Annotated in this window: 14 protein-coding genes; 11 read left to right on the forward strand and 3 right to left on the reverse strand. The window is 44.7% G+C overall.

The window, feature by feature from the left end:
* Positions 1 to 12: 12 nt before the first annotated feature.
* The 3 genes from B5X68_RS01185 (at position 13) to carB (ending at position 6,682) form a co-directional block, all read left to right on the forward strand.
* Positions 13 to 1,695 (forward strand): hypothetical protein, encoded by a 1,683-nt coding sequence (locus tag B5X68_RS01185; RefSeq protein WP_082212851.1) that lies wholly within the window; start codon positions 13 to 15, stop codon positions 1,693 to 1,695.
* A 104-nt stretch (positions 1,696 to 1,799) separates the two neighbouring features.
* Positions 1,800 to 3,641 carry a BamA/TamA family outer membrane protein gene (locus B5X68_RS01190; RefSeq protein ID WP_082212852.1) on the forward strand — a complete coding sequence of 614 codons (1,842 nt, stop codon included), beginning with the start codon at positions 1,800 to 1,802 and terminating at the stop codon, positions 3,639 to 3,641.
* Between the two features lie 197 nt (positions 3,642 to 3,838).
* A complete protein-coding gene (gene carB, locus B5X68_RS01195) occupies positions 3,839 to 6,682 on the forward strand; it encodes a carbamoyl-phosphate synthase large subunit (protein WP_082212853.1) in 2,844 nt (947 codons plus the stop codon).
* 69 nt (positions 6,683 to 6,751) lie between these two features.
* Here the strand turns inward: carB and B5X68_RS01200 are convergent, their stop codons facing one another.
* The 3 genes from B5X68_RS01200 to bshA all read right to left on the reverse strand — a co-directional run bounded on the left by B5X68_RS01200 (position 6,752) and on the right by bshA (position 9,658).
* A complete protein-coding gene (locus tag B5X68_RS01200) occupies positions 6,752 to 7,000 on the reverse strand; it encodes a DUF4834 domain-containing protein (protein WP_082212854.1) in 249 nt (82 codons plus the stop codon).
* 140 nt (positions 7,001 to 7,140) lie between these two features.
* Positions 7,141 to 8,472 (reverse strand): NAD(P)/FAD-dependent oxidoreductase, encoded by a 1,332-nt coding sequence (locus B5X68_RS01205; protein ID WP_082212855.1) that lies wholly within the window; start codon positions 8,470 to 8,472, stop codon positions 7,141 to 7,143.
* A gap of 46 nt (positions 8,473 to 8,518) precedes the next feature.
* Positions 8,519 to 9,658 (reverse strand): N-acetyl-alpha-D-glucosaminyl L-malate synthase BshA, encoded by a 1,140-nt coding sequence (bshA, locus tag B5X68_RS01210; protein ID WP_082212856.1) that lies wholly within the window; start codon positions 9,656 to 9,658, stop codon positions 8,519 to 8,521.
* Positions 9,659 to 9,840: 182 nt separating this feature from the next.
* Between bshA and B5X68_RS01215 the strand changes: the two genes are divergently transcribed.
* From B5X68_RS01215 to B5X68_RS01250, 8 genes are all read left to right on the forward strand, one after another.
* Positions 9,841 to 10,722: a geranylgeranylglycerol-phosphate geranylgeranyltransferase gene (locus tag B5X68_RS01215; RefSeq protein ID WP_082212857.1), complete on the forward strand. Its 882-nt coding sequence runs from the start codon at positions 9,841 to 9,843 to the stop codon at positions 10,720 to 10,722.
* Between the two features lie 103 nt (positions 10,723 to 10,825).
* Complete coding sequence (locus B5X68_RS01220) at positions 10,826 to 11,521, forward strand: TapB family protein (protein ID WP_082212858.1); 696 nt, start codon at positions 10,826 to 10,828, stop codon at positions 11,519 to 11,521.
* A 132-nt stretch (positions 11,522 to 11,653) separates the two neighbouring features.
* Positions 11,654 to 12,226 carry a phosphoribosylglycinamide formyltransferase gene (purN, locus tag B5X68_RS01225; protein WP_082212859.1) on the forward strand — a complete coding sequence of 191 codons (573 nt, stop codon included), beginning with the start codon at positions 11,654 to 11,656 and terminating at the stop codon, positions 12,224 to 12,226.
* 9 nt (positions 12,227 to 12,235) lie between these two features.
* The gene (locus B5X68_RS01230) at positions 12,236 to 13,156 is read left to right on the forward strand and encodes a hypothetical protein (RefSeq protein ID WP_082212860.1); all 921 of its coding nucleotides are present in this window, start codon (positions 12,236 to 12,238) and stop codon (positions 13,154 to 13,156) included.
* 28 nt (positions 13,157 to 13,184) lie between these two features.
* Positions 13,185 to 14,258, forward strand: coding sequence for a hypothetical protein (locus B5X68_RS01235; protein ID WP_082212861.1), 1,074 nt, complete (start codon positions 13,185 to 13,187; stop codon positions 14,256 to 14,258).
* A 189-nt stretch (positions 14,259 to 14,447) separates the two neighbouring features.
* Entirely contained in the window at positions 14,448 to 15,089 is a 642-nt protein-coding gene (locus B5X68_RS01240) for a porin family protein (protein WP_082212862.1), read from the forward strand.
* A gap of 27 nt (positions 15,090 to 15,116) precedes the next feature.
* Positions 15,117 to 16,466: an ArnT family glycosyltransferase gene (locus tag B5X68_RS01245; RefSeq protein ID WP_170916550.1), complete on the forward strand. Its 1,350-nt coding sequence runs from the start codon at positions 15,117 to 15,119 to the stop codon at positions 16,464 to 16,466.
* Positions 16,467 to 16,510: 44 nt separating this feature from the next.
* Positions 16,511 to 17,839 (forward strand): DEAD/DEAH box helicase, encoded by a 1,329-nt coding sequence (locus tag B5X68_RS01250; RefSeq protein WP_082212864.1) that lies wholly within the window; start codon positions 16,511 to 16,513, stop codon positions 17,837 to 17,839.
* The last annotated feature ends 17 nt before the right edge of the window (positions 17,840 to 17,856 follow it).

Raw genomic sequence — 17,856 nt, forward strand, 5'->3', positions numbered from 1 at the left:
ATTTATTAATGTATGGTCACGCGCTTCCTCTGTCTGGCAATCGTTTTTTCAGGCTTCTTTACTTTTTCTTTTGCTTCCACTGATTCCCTGATCGTTAAAGGGCGCATATTAAATCTCAACGGCAGGCTTTACAGGCAGGCTCCCTCCATTACATTTTCAAGAAACAATATTTTACAACCCCAATCCGAGCTTAGCAAACAAACGCCTCTGGAGGCTGACGGAAGTTTCAGGGTCTCGCTTCCTATCTTGTTTCCACAGGAAGAATTTTATCTCGATTATGGTGGAAAAGCATTTACAACTTTCCTGGGTTCACCGGGAACTGTTGAAATTACATTTGATGGAGACTCCCTAGCAAAGGCTTCCAAGCTTTTTTATTTCTCGGGTGTGAATGCGGATGCTAACAATCAATATGCGCAATATCTGGCCGAAGAAAATAAGGCGCTGAGCTTGAACAGGACATTGGGCGCTGATTTTTTCAAAAACTTTTGGACAAACAGTGCTTCCGGAGCACGTGAAATGGCCCAGCAACGTGCGTTACTAAGACTTTCGGCTGCGAAGCAGGCAGCAAAAAATACGGTCCCCTCCCCTGCTTTATTGCAATGGGTAAAATCAATTGCGGACGACGAACAAATGCAGATTCTGTATGAACATGCATTAAGCAATCAAACAGACGTCAGTAAAGTGTTGCTGGACAGCCTCAAACGACTTTCACAGCCCCCATTAACCGCACAACGTGTCATTTGGGCCAACCGCTTCGGGAACTACGCCGACCTGAAAGTGGAGGAACGCAAATATACAAGCCCAAGCAAAACTAACTCCTTGCCTGTTAGGCTTATGGCAACATTGATCCGCAACAACGCTGCTAGTCTGACGTCCGAAGAAAAGCAGCATTTGGATAACATCACCGCCAATGGTTTGGCCGAAAAAACGGAGCTGGATTTCCTGAATAAGCTTTTTGCAAAAAACGAAATGGTGCTCAATCTGCTATTTAATTATGAGCGGGAAAGCAGGATTTATTCAGATCTTTTTGATAGCACTGCAACTGAATTCCTTAAAATCCGCTATCTCGCAAAAAATCTTTTCAGATTTACCTACACACAACAACTGCTTCTGAATCAACACATTCAATCAAGAAGCGGATTGCCGGTTTTCCGTGAATCGCTGGACGAAATTGTGCGCCTTGAAGTGAAAGACAGCAGCGACATCCGCAAAATAGTTGAATATAAAAGCGTAAAAACGGATCCAACGGAGGCGCTACCCGGCTATTTTCTGGCCGCTTCGAATGATCGCGGAACGAGCTGGTTTAATCGGGTTTTGGATCAATACAAAGGCAAGACGGTCTATTTAACGAAATGGAATCTGGACGATCCGAAAAGCCGGGAGGAATTAGACTACATTCCGACGTTGCAGGCAAGTGTTCCTGAGGATGTTGTGTTTCTTTTTGTGCATCTTCCCGGCGACGATTACTCCGCTTCGGAAGCGCTTTTGAGACAATACATTGTCCGTCACCGGCTTAAAGGAACACATTTGTTTATGAATGGCGACCAGATGATGGACTTGCTCTTTCGCCTGAATCCTTTGGACACGGCCACTTTTTCGGTGATCAGGCCCAATGGTAAGTTTGCTGCTAAAAATGCATCTGCTCCGAGCGCGACAGAAAAGACGGCCAAGGCCATTCTGGATGCCGGCAATTAACATTTTCCCCTTCATTTAAATTTAAAAAATCGTTTACAGCATCTTATTATATCTATCATCCGTACGTTATCGTTAAGTCTGTTGGTTTGGAATTAAAAGTGCACATGTTTAGATATGTCCTGCTGTTTTTGCTGCTATCCACCTATGCATCGGCCCAGAAAAATCCCGATAGCCTGGAAGTATACAGCAGAGACAGCCTTCGATACACAAACCTGAAAGCACGGATGTCGAAGACCAAGTTTTCGCGCGCGGTATACAGGCTGCTGTTCAGAGATGTTTATAACCAGGGAAAAGTGACGGAGGTGAAAGAGATTGAAACCAACCCGTTCACGCCCTATGAAGGAATGGTGATCCGGAAAATCTACATCCGGCAGCTCGATATCCTGGGAGAGTCGGTTTACGACACGACACGCGAAGGGAAGCGACTCGAAAAATTCCTTAGTAAAAATCTGCACACCAACACGCGCGAGGGCATTATACGGCGTTCATTTTTATTATTCTCCGAAGGGGATGACATTCAGGCTCAAATGTTAAAGGATAATGAGCGTCTGCTGAGGACCAACAGGACAATCACCGATGCACGTATTATCGTCGTTCCCCGAAAAGATGTGACGTGGATGGCAGACGTAGTGGTGCTTATTCAGGACTCCTGGTCGCTCAATTTCAGGGGCGGATTTAACTCATTTAATAAATTCAATATTGGCGTTGAAGATATCAATGTAAGAGGAACAACACATTCCCAACTCACCCGGATACGATGGGACGGAAATGACAGCCTTCGCAAAAAATTCCAGTTTCGGACGATTTATACGGTTCCATATATTGGCAAAACCTTCATTACCGGACAAGCAAGCTTCATATATGAACGAGATCTTGAAGAAAGGTCAATCCGCTTTTACAGGCGATTTTTGACCAATGAAACAAAATATGCGGGAGCTGTTGAAACTGGTCAGACGATGATCCGGCAAATTAAGAGAAACCCCAGCGACACAGAGGAACCAATCATATTTCCCACAAAATTCAATTATTACGATGTCTGGCTGGGCCGTTCATTCAAATTCCCCTTTCCTGCGAGCCGCCTGGCTGAGAATTCAAGGATCGTAATCGCGGCCCGGCATAACAAATATCATTATACGGAACGTCCGGAGGTTTCACCCTACATTAATAAAGTGTATTGGAACAAAAGCGCGACGTTACTCAGCCTGGGTTATTCCAACCGTAATTATAAGCGGGACGTTTTGATCTACGGTTTCGGACGGACTGAGGACGTTCCCGTCGGTAACCTATTTGCACTGACAGCTGGCCGGGAAGATACCGAGTTTGGCGCGAGAGGTTATGCAGGCTTGCAATATGCGCGGGGAAAATACCTGCCGCATAACCTCGGCTATATGTATGGTTTGATCAACATTGGTTCATACATTAAAGAAGCCAAAGCGCAGCAGGGCGTGATCAGCGCACAACTGAATTACATCAGCAACCTGATCCCATTCAGATACAGTTTTTTCCGCCAGTTTTTTACGGGACGTTACACACGCGGTGTTAACCGGGACCCGCTGGATTATCTGAACATTAGCGGCAATGAGGGTATACGGGGCATTAATAGCGAACAACTTATCGGCACAACGAGGCTTACGCTGGGCACTGAAACGGTTTTCTTTTCAGATAAGAGTTTATTAGGATTTCGTATCGCTTATTTTGTTTTTGCAGACATCGGCCTGGTAAATGGGGCCGAATCTATCTGGAAAAGTCCATTGTACCAGGGCTACGGACTGGGTTTGCGGTTAAGGAATGAAAACCTGACATTTAATACATTACAACTCCGGATCGGCTATTATCCGAATATTCCGGGAAATTCTTCGGTGTTCAGGTTTGGTGCCGACGGCAATGTTCCGCTGAGATTGAGGGATTTTGACATTTCTGCTCCCTCCATAGCGCCACTTCAATAATTGCATTTAACTGATAATAAGTCCGTTAAAATACACCCGTCAAAAAATAACAGTAATTTCCGCTATCCTTCCGCTCTTTTTCGGATATGTGAATTAACTTTGTGGAATTTTTGGACGTACCCCTGCTGAGATTAACAGGCAATTCTGACAAAAGTTGTTAAAAAAGTTTTCCTCATTTCTACAAATTACCAATTACTGTGCCCAAAAATACGAATATCAATTCCGTTCTAATTATCGGTTCAGGTCCAATTATCATCGGTCAGGCATGCGAGTTTGACTATGCCGGCACTCAGGCTGCACGTTCGTTGCGTGAGGAAGGAATAGAAGTTGTGTTGATCAACTCTAATCCCGCCACGATCATGACTGACCCGATCAGTGCAGATCATGTTTATCTGCTTCCGTTGGAAAAGAAATATATCGTTGAAATCCTGGAAAAACACAAAGCGATGGGCAAGCCTATCGACGCCGTGCTTCCTACCATGGGCGGACAAACGGCGCTGAACCTCGCTATCGATTGTGATAAAGCCGGGATTTGGAAAAAGTATAATGTGGATATTATCGGTGTCGACATTAAAGCCATTGAAACCACGGAGGACCGTGAGAAATTCAGGTTAAAAATGCTTGAACTCAATGTGAATGTTTGCAAAGGACGCACGGCGAGATCGTTTTTGGAAGGAAAAGAAATTGCACAGGAAATTGGCTTCCCGCTTGTAATCCGCCCTTCCTACACGCTTGGAGGAACAGGAGGAGGTTTTGTTGAAAGAGAAGAGGATTTCGACAAAGCTTTGAATAATGGATTGCATGCTTCGCCAGTTCATGAAGTTTTGGTTGAACAAAGCGCAATGGGCTGGAAAGAATACGAATTGGAGCTTCTGCGTGATAATAAAGGCAATTTCATCATCATTTGTTCTATCGAGAACTTTGATCCCATGGGCGTGCATACTGGCGACAGCATTACCGTCGCGCCTGCAATGACGCTTCCGGATACGCTTTACCAGCAAATGCGGGATCTGGCAATCAAGATGATGGATGGGATTGGTAAATTTGCGGGAGGCTGTAATGTTCAGTTTTCGGTAAATCCTGCTGATGATCAAATCATTGCGATTGAAATCAATCCCCGCGTTTCTAGATCTTCTGCCCTTGCCTCCAAAGCAACCGGTTATCCTATCGCGAAAATCGCTGCGAAAATGGCGATCGGTTATAATCTTGACGAGCTGATCAACCCGATCACGGGAAGCACATCTGCGTTCTTCGAGCCTTCGATCGACTATGTGATCGTAAAAGTTCCACGCTGGAATTTTGATAAATTTAAAGGTGCTGACCGCTCACTGGGACTTCAAATGAAATCGGTTGGAGAAGCCATGGGCATCGGCCGGAATTTCCAGGAAGCATTGCAAAAAGCATGTCAGTCCCTGGAAATCAGAAGAAACGGTTTGGGAGCGGATGGTCGCGAATTGCGCGATCAGGAAGCGATCAAACATAGCCTGAAACATCCGAGCTGGGATCGTCTGTTCCATATATATGATGCATTCAAAATCGGTTTATCATTCAAAACCATTCAAAGCCTTACCCAGATTGATTCGTGGTTCCTGCGCCAGATTGAGGAATTGATCGAGCTTGAACATGAAATTGAGAAGTTTGATCTGAACGATATTCCAAAAGAATTACTCCTTAATGCGAAGCAGAAAGGTTACGCAGACAGGCAGATAGCTCATTTGATCGGCACGAAAGAGAGCAAGGTCTACGACAAGCGTAAGGAAATGGGAATCAAGCGTGTATACAAATGCGTTGACACTTGCGCAGCCGAATTTGAGGCAAAAACGCCTTACTACTACTCTACTTTTAACACTTCCCAGGAATATCCGGACAACGAATCCATCGTGAGCGACCGTAAAAAAGTAGTTGTACTGGGTTCTGGTCCAAACCGCATCGGACAGGGGATTGAGTTTGATTACTCTTGTGTTCATGGCGTTTTGGCTGCCAAAGAAGAAGGTTACGAAACGATTATGATCAACTGTAACCCTGAAACGGTGTCAACCGATCCGGATATTGCTGATAAGCTCTACTTCGAGCCTGTTTTCTGGGAGCACGTTTTCGACATCATCGAGCATGAAAAACCGGAAGGTGTAATTGTGCAGCTTGGTGGCCAAACCGCCCTCAAAATGGCAGAAAAGCTTGAAAAATATGGTATCAAGATCATTGGAACCAGTTATCAGTCACTCGACTGGGCTGAGGACCGCGGACGCTTCTCTTCGCTTTTGGAAGACCTCGAAATTCCGTTCCCAAAATTCGGAACAGTAAGGACTTCGGATGCTGCGGTAGAATTGTCCAGGACGCTGGGTTTCCCGCTGCTGGTTCGTCCAAGCTATGTTTTGGGTGGGCAGAGCATGAAAATTGTGATCAACGAAAAGGAAATGGAACAGCATGTGGTGAAGATCCTGCATGACATTCCGGATAACAACATTTTGCTTGACCATTTTCTGGAAGGCGCTTTGGAAGCAGAAGCGGATGCAATCTGTGACGGTGAAGACGCTTACATTATCGGGGTTATGGAGCACATTGAACCAGCAGGGATCCACTCCGGTGACTCACACGCTGCACTTCCGCCATTCGACCTTACCGCTGACGAAATTCGCCAGATTGAAGAGCACACGCGGAAAATTGCGTTGGCAATGAATGTGATTGGATTGATTAATGTGCAGTTTGCAGTGAAAGACGGCATTGTTTACGTGATCGAGGCAAATCCAAGAGCTTCTCGGACTGTTCCGTTTATTTGCAAAGCTTACAAAGAGCCTTATGTCAATTACGCTACAAAGCTGATGTTGGGCACCAAGAAATTGAAGGACTTCACATTTAATCCTGTGAAAAAAGGCTGGGCGATCAAAATTCCGGTTTTCTCTTTCAACAAATTCCCGAATGTAAATAAGGAACTTGGGCCGGAAATGAAATCAACCGGCGAAGCGATTTATTTCATTGATGACTTGCAGGATGATTTCTTCCAAAAGATTTACAGCGAGCGCAATCTTTACCTGAGCCGCTAGTTTGATCTCCATATAAAAGTAAAAGCCGACACAAACGTGCCGGCTTTTACTTTTATATCTGAACAAAAATTATTTTACTTCTTCATAGTCTACATACTCACCGCCTCTGAAACGGGAAGATTGGTTTGGGTCTGGCGGCACATTATCCACCTTAACTCCTGCATTCGCACGCTGGCGCTGTTGCTGCGCCTTATACTGCCTTTCCTGCTCCTTAATAAGCTGGCGGCCTACAAGCAAGTGGAAAACAAACCTCCTGAAAAACGGCACAAACGCAATCAGAAGCAAGAATATGAGGATTATATTAAATAACAGTTTCATTTGTCAAATGTTTATTACATTAATTAATAACGTAAAGCTGGCTTAAATAGCACACGAATATAACGAAAACCTAATGAATGATCCAATCCGGCTTGGGAATGGCACTATGAATTTATAGTCGGTAGGCATTCTGTTGGATGCTAAGCTTCCTGCTTTACCGCTTCTTCGTTCTTCTCATTCTTGTTGGCTATCTGTTCAATCGTCTTTGGTCTTAATATCAAGCGCAGCGACTGATCGTATGTTGCGTAGTTCCAGACCCAGTTAATCAATATCAGCACCCTGTTTTTCACGCCTACTATTGAAATTAAATGGACAAACATCCAGGTTAGCCAAGCCAGAAAACCCTGAAATTTGATAAAAGGCAAATCCACAACCGCCCTATTCCGTCCTACCGTCGCCATCGAACCTAAATCCTTATATTTAAAAGGCACTGCTTTTTTCCCGTCCATCACGCGCCAGACATTCTTGGCGAGCGCCTTACCCTGCTGGATAGCCGGCTGTGCCAATTGTGGATGGCCATTTTCCCACTCGCCTTCCTGCATGGCTGCCACATCTCCCAACGCGAAAATGTTGTCGTATCCCTGCACGCGGTTATACTGATCTACTTTGATGCGTCCGCCTCGTACAATTACATCCGGACTCAAACCATTCAAAGGATTTGCTTTAATTCCTGCCGCCCAAACCAGGTTATCGGCCCTGATGCGCATTCCTTGCTTGGTAGTGACAAATTTTCCATCGAAACCGGTCACAACTTGCTCGGTATGAATGTGGACGCCCATTTTTTCAAGATATTCCCTCGATCTTTGAGAGGATTCATCCGACATTGCGCCCAGTAGTTCCTTTGAACCTTCCAGCAAATGAATTTCCATTGCTTTGAAATCCATTTCAGGATAATCTTTTGGCAAAATAAAATGTTTCATTTCTGCCAGAGTGCCCGACAATTCTACTCCTGTCGGTCCGCCGCCAACAACCACGACGCTCATTAACGCGGCACGTTCTTCTTCGGAATCGACAGAAAGTGCATCCTCAAAGTTCTGTAAAATCCGGTTACGTAAAGCCAATGCCTCGGAAACCGTCTTCATGGGGATCGCACGTTCCTCAATCTCTTTCATACCAAAATAATTGGTAACTGCCCCCGTCGCGATCACCAGATAATCGTAGGTAATCTCGCCCAGGTCTGTACTGATAGACTTGCGGTCGGTATTTACGCTTTGCACTTCGGTAATGCGTATATGTACGTTTTTCTTGGATTGAAAGATTTTCCGTAGCGGAAAAGAAATGGAGCTGGGTTCGAGCCCGGCCATAGCCACCTGATAGAACAGCGGCTGAAACTGATGATAATTATTGCGGTCAATCAGCACAACTTGGAGATCCTCGCGCTTGGCAATCTCCCTCGCCAAAGCAAGTCCGCCAAAACCGGCGCCTACAATTACGACCCGCTTATATTGTGTATATGGAATGTTTGGTAACATGGTCTGGTCTTTTTTAAATAAAGGACCAGACCTAAAAATACCATACCTATATCGCTACTGCTTTACTATTTTCGACAACCTTCTCATAATAAGACTCATAATGAGGAAGGATCTTGGCAATGTCAAATTCTTTTGCGCGTGCCAGCGCATTGGCCTTGAACGTCGGCAGATTGGCGTCATCCAGGATGTAAGCAGCGTGCCTCACCATATCATCCACATCACCTACGTCACTCAAAAATCCGGTAACACCGTGTAGGTTCAGTTCAGGAAGACCGCCAGCATTTGAAGTGATCAGCGGAACTTCGCAAGCGAGGGCCTCCAATGCCGCAAGTCCAAAACTTTCTGATTCAGAAGGCATTAAGAACAGATCAGCAACAGAAAGCACTTCTTCAATCGCATCCAGTTTACCCAAAAACCTTACATCAGAAAGCATATCCAGATCTTTGCACATCCGTTCGATACGCTGTCTGTCGGGGCCGTCACCTACCAATAACAACTTACTGGGCAGCAACTTGCGCAATTTTTCAAAAATCATGATCACATCATCGATCCGTTTCACTTTTCTGAAATTGGATGTATGAACAATCAGTTTCTCATTATTAGGGCAAATGGCCAATTTGAAATGTTCCTTTTTCTGACGGTTAAAGCGGTCCAGATCAATAAAATTCGGAATTACTTCAATGTCCTTTGTAATCGCAAAGTGGGCGTAAGTATCTTTTTTCAACGACTCCGAAACCGCTGTTATGCCATCGGACTGGTTAATGCTGAATGTTACCACCGGCTCATAGGATTCATCTTTCCCAACCAGCGTGATATCCGTTCCGTGCAATGTTGTGATCACGGGAATGTGGATGCCTTGCTGTGCCAGAATCTGTTTTGCAAGATATGCGGACGATGCGTGCGGAATAGCATAATGCACGTGCAGCAGATCCAGATTGGCGCTGGCAGCCACATGAACCATTTCACTGGACAATGCGGATTCGTAAGGCGGATATTGAAACAGCGGGTAAGCCGGGATATTTACTTCGTGATAGTAAAGATTTTCATTGAAGAAGTCGAGTCTCTGGGGCTGTGAATATGTAATGAAATGAACCTGATGACCTACTTTCGCGAGTGCTTTTCCAAGTTCGGTAGCTACCACACCGCTTCCTCCGAAGGTAGGATAGCATACAATACCAATTTTCATAATTCTATTTAAAAAGTTGAAAGTCGCATTTTGGCGAGCTGTTATGACAACAGATCTTTTAGGCTAACAACAAATGCTCCATTTTTTATCCCCAAAATGGATAAAGATGTTGAGATTTGTCGTTAATGGGATAAAATGAATAATTTTATTGTCTAAACCTTCTGTTTCCAGAGTTAGCCTTCATGAATGTGTCTGCAAGACCAAAAATTACTTTATGGGATTACATTACCGGAAGCGCCCGACTGGTCCGTATGACCAACCTGGTTATTGTGGTTTTAACCCAGTATTTGACGCGTATTTTACTAATTGGTCCCCGGCACGAATGGCGCAGCATTATCGCGAACCCGGATATGTTCTTTTTAACGCTTTCAACGGTTTGCATCGCGGCGGCAGGTTATATTATCAACGATTATTTTGATATAAAAATTGACATTGTAAACAAGCCGGAACGCGTGGTTGTCGGGCGCTATCTGAAACGCCGCTGGGCAATGGGCGCGCACCAGGTGCTGAATGTGATGGGGGCGGTTTTCGGGTTGGTGGTGAGTCCATATATATTTGTGATCAATGTTTTTTCAATCACTCTGTTGTGGTTCTATTCTGAGCGGTACAAAAGGCTGCCTTTTATTGGCAACTTTATCGTCTCGCTGCTCACCGGTTTTTCCCTGCTCATCCTCACCGTACATTTCCCCGTTAACAGGCATCTGGTGTTCATTTACGCGGTTTTTTCCTTTTTCATTTCGCTTGTCCGGGAAATCGTGAAGGATATGGAGGACATTAAGGGCGACGAGGCTCATGGCTGCCGGACCCTGCCGATCATTTGGGGCATCCGGAGGACTAAAAATTTCTTATACCTGATTCTTCTCATGTTCGTGGCCACCTTATTTGTAATGGCACGCGCGCTTGATAATAACATCCTGATTATCTTGTTCTTCCTCCTCCTTATACCCATTGCCTGGCTATCTGCGAGCCTGGCACGGGCTGATACACGGCGTGACTTTAAACAGATCAGCAGCCTCTGCAAGATCATTATGCTCCTCGGCCTGGTTACGATGATCTGGGCATAAAATTTCTACCGTAAAATCAATATTTTAGACAACAGAAGTTATTCTGGTCAGGGAAGGTATCTTTGCTTTTACCAAACTAACCGATGTTTTCACATTATTTATCATGAAAAAAACACTGCTTTGGAGCATTCTGATGCTCTTTTTCATTCATATAGAATCTTTTGCACAGGAATGCGGTGGCATTACAATCAAGCAGGACAGCGGTTTTGAGATGACCAATTTTGACGCAAAGGGAAAGGAAACCGGAAAAATCATCTACAAAATTGTGAATGTCTCGACGGAAGGCTCCGCAACAGTTTTCAGTGTGGATATGGAAGCGCTGAATGCTAAGGGAAAGTCTGAACTAAAAAACACATATCAAATGAAGTGCGACGGCAATGTGACCACCGTCGATGCCAAATCGCTGATCAGCCAGGAACAGCTTAAATCGTTCAAGGATATGGAAATGAAATTTACTTATGATAACATTGAATATCCGACTAAATATGTCGTTGGTGATAAATTAAAGGATGCTTCTGTCAAAGGGACCGGGCAATCTGGGCCGATGGCTATCACTTTTGATATGCTTATCAGAAACAGGAGCGTGGAAGGACAGGAAAAAATTACGGTCCCCAGTGGAACATATGATGCTTATAAGATCAAATCTGAAATGGCTTTTGAAATGAAAATGGGCTTTCCCGTAAGAATGGAAATGGAAAGCATCTCATACCGTGCACCCGGCGTTTTATGGGACCTCAAAACTGAAACCTACCGAAAAGGAAAGCTGATAGGTTACAGCGAACTCACAAAAATCTACTGATTTTCAGTTAACCAGATTAAGTTTCGCTTAAAACGGCTTTCGGCGTTTACCGTAAGCCGTTCTTTTTATTAGATTTGTCAAACAAATTTGACAAACACCATTAGAACAAATTGAAACTCTTAACGATAACTTATGAAACGATTGGCCATCTTCGCTTCCGGCTCAGGATCAAATGCTGAAAAAATCTGTGAATATTTTGCCGCCCGGGAAGATGTGGAAGTGTCACTTATTTTTACCAACAATCCACAGGCAGGCGTCATAAAGCGGGCTTGCAAAATGCAGATCCCGGTTGTGTTTTTTGATAAAAAGACTTTGTACCAAACACGCAAAGTGCTTCAAATCCTGCAAAATGAGGGCATTGACCTGGTTGTACTCGCGGGCTTCATGTTGTTAGTGCCGCCATTTCTGGTTGAAGCATTTCCAAACAGGATCATAAACATCCATCCTGCCCTGCTTCCGAAATACGGTGGAAAAGGCATGTATGGACAGTTTGTGCATGAAGCGGTTGTAAATGCAAAGGAAAAAGAGTCGGGTATTACTATACATTATGTAAACGAACATTATGATGAAGGCGACGTGATTTTTCAGGCAACCTGCGAAGTGGTCCCTACTGATACATCCGACGACGTGGCCACGAAAATCCATGCATTGGAACACGAAAACTATCCGCGGGTGATTGACGAGATCCTCTATCAAAAGCGCTAGAAAACGCCTATGCTTTACTTCTCATTGTCGGTCCTCTTCACGGTCGCCCTTTACCTGATCATGCGGGCGTTTCCACGCTATAAAGTGGATTCTTTTCATGCAGTCGTTTTTAACTATTATGCGTGCGTGCTCACCGGACTGTTGCTTACGCCGGATCTGCATTTGTTCGAAAAGGTCAGCTGGCATTCGGAAGGAACATTGATCACACTGGCGCTGGGGGGAATGTTTGTTGTGACATTCATGCTGATTGGCCTTACGGCACAGAAAGTGAGCGTCACGGCTACGTCGCTGGCAGGGAATATGTCGCTGGTAATCCCTGTACTTTTTGGGTTATTTGTTTTCAAAAACAATAACAAGGAATTTACGGCCATTAACTATGCCGGTCTGGTGACCGCACTTGTGGCTTTGGCACTCGGTGCTATCCAAAACACCAAAAAAGAGACAACAGCCGGTTCAGTGGCCAATGCTCCTGCGCGCGGAAATTTGCTGTTAACTCTTCCCCTACTCACGTTTCTGGCAGCCGGGACCAACAACACGCTGATCAATTATTTGTCGGTTAAATATTATGCACCCGGCGAAACGACACTGTTTATGATCATTGCCTGTTCCGGTGCTATTTTGATCGGTTCAGCTATTTTGTTGTTCCGGGTCTTGATAAAGGGAGAAAAATTATACTGGCGCAGCATTGTCGGCGGACTTATTCTGGGTGTTCCAAACTTCCTTTCCCTGTACTTTTTACTCCTTGCCCTTGCCTCCTTCGGTAACAGCGCTGCTTTCGTTTTCCCGATCTACAACATTCTTACGATGTTGGTCTCCGCGTGCGCCGCCTGGCTCATTTACCGCGAACGGCTGAACCATCTTAACAAATTTGGACTTCTATTGGCAGTCATTGCGATTATCATGATATCTTATCAGGAATTGAGTTTATGATTGCGAGGCTTTCACTTAAAACCATAACATGCCCGAAACTGCTATTTTACATATTAATGAGCGGAAAAATGTCTTAAATAAAAGGCAAAAGGAATTTAACCAACTATCCGAAAAGATTGAGGAACTGGATCGCCTGATCCCCGAGCTCGAAAGCGCCTATGATCAAATGATCCAGCGCATCCCGACCGACCTCGATCCGCTGGTAAAAGAGTATCAGGAATTCCGCGCGGAAATCGTCCATATTATGGACAGAACTTATTCTGCGGACCTTTTCCGGAAAATTTACCAGGACAAACTGGCTTACCTCATCACCGAAAGTGCCTACGACCTTATCTCGCATTATGGATTTGATGATTTGAAACCTGTTTTTAATAAATACAGCCAGGTTGACATTGAAACCTTACTTGCAGAGGAAAGAGCGAAAGCCGAAAAGATCACAGACCCCGCATTTTTGTTGGAAAGCGAAAGCGTAAAGGAGCCAGTTCAATATGAAAATTTCCACGATCTGCCGGAAGAAGAACAGCAACGCATTAAAGCGGAGCAGCGTGAGGAGAGGCTTAATAAACGCATTCAGGAAGCAAAAGAACTTGCCGAGCAGCAGAAAACCACGAAGTCTGTCAGGACGGTTTATATGGATCTGGTGAAGGCTTTTCACCCCGATCTGGAAAAGGACGAAGCGGAGAAACTGCGCAGGACAGACATTATGCAGCAGGTAACACAGGCCTATCAGGAAAATAACCTCCTTAAACTGTTGAAATTACAGATTGAGCTGGACCGGATCGATCAGGACCAGCTCGAAAATTTGAGCAAGAATCAGCTGAATTATTATAATAAGGTTTTAAAGCAGCAGGTCGAAGAGCTTGAAATTGTAAAAGAAAACATTCAGAAGAAGATTTCGGCCGTCTGCGGGTTGCCGTTCCAGCATGCGAATTCACTTACGACGGTAATAGTGAAATTCAATACCAATGTGAATGAAATGAAAGCGGAAATAAAAAATATCCGCAACGTGATTAAAAGCTGGAAGGTGCCATCTCAACTGAAAGCATATCTGAAAACCTACCAAATCCCGGGTCAATCGTTCCTCGACGAAGACGAGGACTAAATTGCATTTAGCCGATTTTTGAGGTTTACGTATACAGTTGTAGAGTTAATTCCCCGCTGACAGGTTTAGACTAAATATAAATATATAAATATTCGGCTTGCTGTGAGGCCTTTGGCTTTCCAGCAATTTTCCTTCTGACGTGGTACATGATTTGTTCATTTCCGGCAAATCTATATTTAACCTACTAAGATGAAAAATTGCATTATTCTATTACTTGCGGTTACATTGTTTGTAACGCAGGCAAAAGCTCAGGAAAATGTTTCCATTGGGCCGATCGTCGGAGTTTCCATCGCCAATTTCAGGGGAGACGTCGCCAATAACGACTGGAAACCGGGATTGACCATCGGTGGATTCTATAATTACAGCTCGGAAAGCGGATTCGGGTTCAGCGGGCAGTTGTTGTTTACGCAAATGGGCGCGCAGACCAACAACAAGACCGGGGAAATTAACCTAAATTACATCCAGGCTCCATTGCTGGCAACGTTCTTTTTTGGACAGTATGGCGACAAAATCCGTCCAAAAATCTTCCTTGGACCGAGCCTCAATTTTCTTGTAGGCGCACGGGATAAGGATGGCAACAATCTGAACGGCGATTCTAACAACCGCGTTTACACGCCATTCGACCTTGGTCTGACCTTTGGTGCGGGTATTAACATTCGTCTGCAGGAAAAAATCTGGCTGAATCTGGACGCACGTTACGGCCTTGGCCTCATTGATGTAACGAAGGCTGGCAACAGCAATGTGAAGAACAATAATTTCGGAATCAATGCAGGTCTCAGCTTCCCGTTAGGCACCTACAACCGAAATACCGGAAGGCTCAGAACTCGGTAAACAACCATTATGGTGTTACAGGCACATTTGAAAAAAATAACAACCTGGGGCTTAGTAGCATCCCTGGTTGTTATTTTTTTAGGGTGGTCCATCGACATTCCCGAGCACGACATAGCGGAATACATGCAATCCAAAGGGCTGTTTAAACCTTCGGTTCCCATCATTTATCGCCTTGTGGATTTCAGTACGCTGCTATTTGGGAAGAACAATTTTGGTTACCGGCTTCCCTCTTTCTTCTTTACCCTGGTCACGCTTCACACACTTTACCGCTTTGCGCTGCTCAGCTTCAACCGCGACGTAGCATTGCTTACGATCTTGATATTTGCGACACTGCAAGCCACGTTTCTGATTAATCTGACTGCATTGCCGGAAACCAGCTTGATGGCATTTTACTCGGCCGCAATCTGGCAGCTTACTAAATATTACAAGGAACGTCGGGTTGTAAATCTTACAGAGGGAATTGCGGCCGCGCTCCTGGCAGCAGTTTCCAGGAATACCCTACCCGAAATGGCAGCGGATTACAATCCGTTTCACATGATCACAGATTTGGGCTGGGGCTTTTTTCCATGGGGCTTATTTTTATTGCTGGGGGTGATTGATAAGGTGAGAGACCCGCGATCAGGAACTGTTCCATTCATTGCGCAGATAAGTTTCTATGCATTCCTGTTCACGTTGCTTCTGCTTTCTCTCAATCCATACTATTCTCATTTTGATGTAGTTATCCTATGCCCCATGGGTGCACTTGTTGCTGGCGAATACATCTATAAGAAATTTTACAGCGTTAAAGATGCTAAACCGGAATGGTTGTATAAGGTATCGATCGCCCTTTGGTTTATCCTTATAGGTTTACTTTTCGCCATAGTATGGTTTCCTTTTCCTGAGGCCAATTATTACGGAATGATCCACTTTATGGCATTACTAAGCGCATTTACCTGGCTCATTTTCTTTTCCTCAATTGGCAATAAGCTGATCATTGCAGGCACTGTTCTGTCCGTTGGAACGAATCTGGTTTTGAACACCTATTTTTTTCCAAATCTCTTAAATTATCAGGCGGGATCTAAACTTGGCAGAATCGCTGCTGACAATGGCGGCATAGATTACAAATTGCATAGTTTCAAAGCAGAACCTTCGTCGAGCCTTGCCTTCTACGCGGGCGTTCCAGTAATTTATGACATGTCCTTTAAACAACTGGTTTCCCAGAAGAACTGCTGGATATACACGTCCCACGAAATGCTGGATGAGTTTAAAGCCGCCCGGCCGGATCTGCAAGTAATTGCCAGCAACCCCAATTTTCAGTTTGAAAAACTCAACTTACATTTTCTTGATCCCGCTTCACGGCCAAAGATGACTTCCTCCAAAATCCTCATTAAATTGTAACACGGGCAGATTAGGCGTAACTTTGCGCTTTATTAATCATTGTTATGACTTTTGAAGAATTAAATCTTACCAAACCTCTCCTGCAGGCCTTAGCTGATCTGAACTACGAAACGCCTACGACGATTCAGCATAAGGTGTTTTCAGTAATGATGTCTGGGAAAGATGTTTGCGGCATTGCGCAAACCGGAACGGGAAAAACATTTGCATACCTACTTCCAACACTTCGTCAGCTTGAATTTTCGAAAGACCGGCTGCCGCAATTGCTGATCCTGGTCCCTACGCGCGAGTTGGTGGTGCAGGTTGTGGAAGAAGTGCGGAAACTGAGCGCTTACCTCACATTGCAGGTGGTAGGCGCATATGGTGGTGGCAACATCAAAGTGCAGATGGCCGAACTGAAAAACGGCGCGGATGTGGTTGTGGCAACGCCTGGGAGGCTATTCGATCTGGCATTGAACGGTTCGCTAAAAACGAAAGGGATCAAAAAGCTGGTTATCGACGAAGTGGACGAAATGCTGAACCTTGGCTTTCGCACGCAATTGAAAAATATATTAGACCTCCTTCCGCAGAAGCGTCAGAATCTGCTGTTTTCCGCCACATTAACGCCGGAAGTGGAAGCATTGATGCAGACTTACTTTAACAACCCTGTAAGGATAGAAGCGGCGCCGGTGGGCACTCCGTTGGAGAACATTGAGCAGAAGGCCTACTATGTTCCTAATTTTTATACCAAAGTCAATCTGCTGGACTTGCTATTAGAAGAGAACGAGGATATGACCAAAGTGCTGGTCTTTGTTGCAACAAAAAAACTGGCGGATCAACTCTTTGGACAGCTGGAATTGGGTTACCTGAATAAGATTGGTGTCATACATTCCAACAAAGAGCAAAATCACAGGTTTAACACCGTTAAGCAATTTCACGAAGGAAATTACCGCGTCCTGATCGCCACAGACATCATTGCGCGTGGATTGGATGTTGCAGAGGTTTCTCACGTTTTCAATTTTGACATCCCGGAAGTTCCTGAAAATTACATTCACCGCATAGGGCGAACTGGTCGCGCGGATAAAAAAGGCGTGGCGATTTCATTCATTACAGAAAGTGAAAAAGAGCGCCAGGAACAGATCGAAGATCTGATGAATTACCAGATTCCCATCGAGCAGCTTCCGGAGAATCTTAAAATTTCCGAGATCCTCACGCCCGATGAAGAACCTCAGATCTACATGAAAAGCATTGATGTAAAACTGCCCAAAAGGGAAGCAGGCGGCGGCGCATTTCACGAGAAGATCGACAAGAACAAAAAAGTAAATGTAAGAAGAAACCACGCGCAGGAAAAAATGCAGAAATATGGCCGGCCTATCAAACGGTCAGGCAAAAAATAGGGCACAGTTATTGGGGC

Source organism: Dyadobacter psychrophilus, from assembly GCF_900167945.1.
GTDB classification, from domain to species: domain Bacteria; phylum Bacteroidota; class Bacteroidia; order Cytophagales; family Spirosomataceae; genus Dyadobacter; species Dyadobacter psychrophilus.

Bases quoted from the DNA above. Each gene is read 5' to 3' on its own strand.
- B5X68_RS01185 (WP_082212851.1), top strand. From the start codon at position 13: ATGGTCACGCGCTTCCTCTGTCTGGCAATCGTTTTTTCAGGCTTCTTT.
- B5X68_RS01190 (WP_082212852.1), top strand. From the start codon at position 1,800: ATGTTTAGATATGTCCTGCTGTTTTTGCTGCTATCCACCTATGCATCG.
- B5X68_RS01200 (WP_082212854.1), bottom strand. From the start codon at position 7,000: ATGAAACTGTTATTTAATATAATCCTCATATTCTTGCTTCTGATTGCG.
- B5X68_RS01205 (WP_082212855.1), bottom strand. From the start codon at position 8,472: ATGTTACCAAACATTCCATATACACAATATAAGCGGGTCGTAATTGTA.
- bshA (WP_082212856.1), bottom strand. From the start codon at position 9,658: ATGAAAATTGGTATTGTATGCTATCCTACCTTCGGAGGAAGCGGTGTG.
- B5X68_RS01215 (WP_082212857.1), top strand. From the start codon at position 9,841: ATGAATGTGTCTGCAAGACCAAAAATTACTTTATGGGATTACATTACC.
- B5X68_RS01220 (WP_082212858.1), top strand. From the start codon at position 10,826: ATGAAAAAAACACTGCTTTGGAGCATTCTGATGCTCTTTTTCATTCAT.
- purN (WP_082212859.1), top strand. From the start codon at position 11,654: ATGAAACGATTGGCCATCTTCGCTTCCGGCTCAGGATCAAATGCTGAA.
- B5X68_RS01230 (WP_082212860.1), top strand. From the start codon at position 12,236: ATGCTTTACTTCTCATTGTCGGTCCTCTTCACGGTCGCCCTTTACCTG.
- B5X68_RS01235 (WP_082212861.1), top strand. From the start codon at position 13,185: ATGCCCGAAACTGCTATTTTACATATTAATGAGCGGAAAAATGTCTTA.
- B5X68_RS01240 (WP_082212862.1), top strand. From the start codon at position 14,448: ATGAAAAATTGCATTATTCTATTACTTGCGGTTACATTGTTTGTAACG.
- B5X68_RS01250 (WP_082212864.1), top strand. From the start codon at position 16,511: ATGACTTTTGAAGAATTAAATCTTACCAAACCTCTCCTGCAGGCCTTA.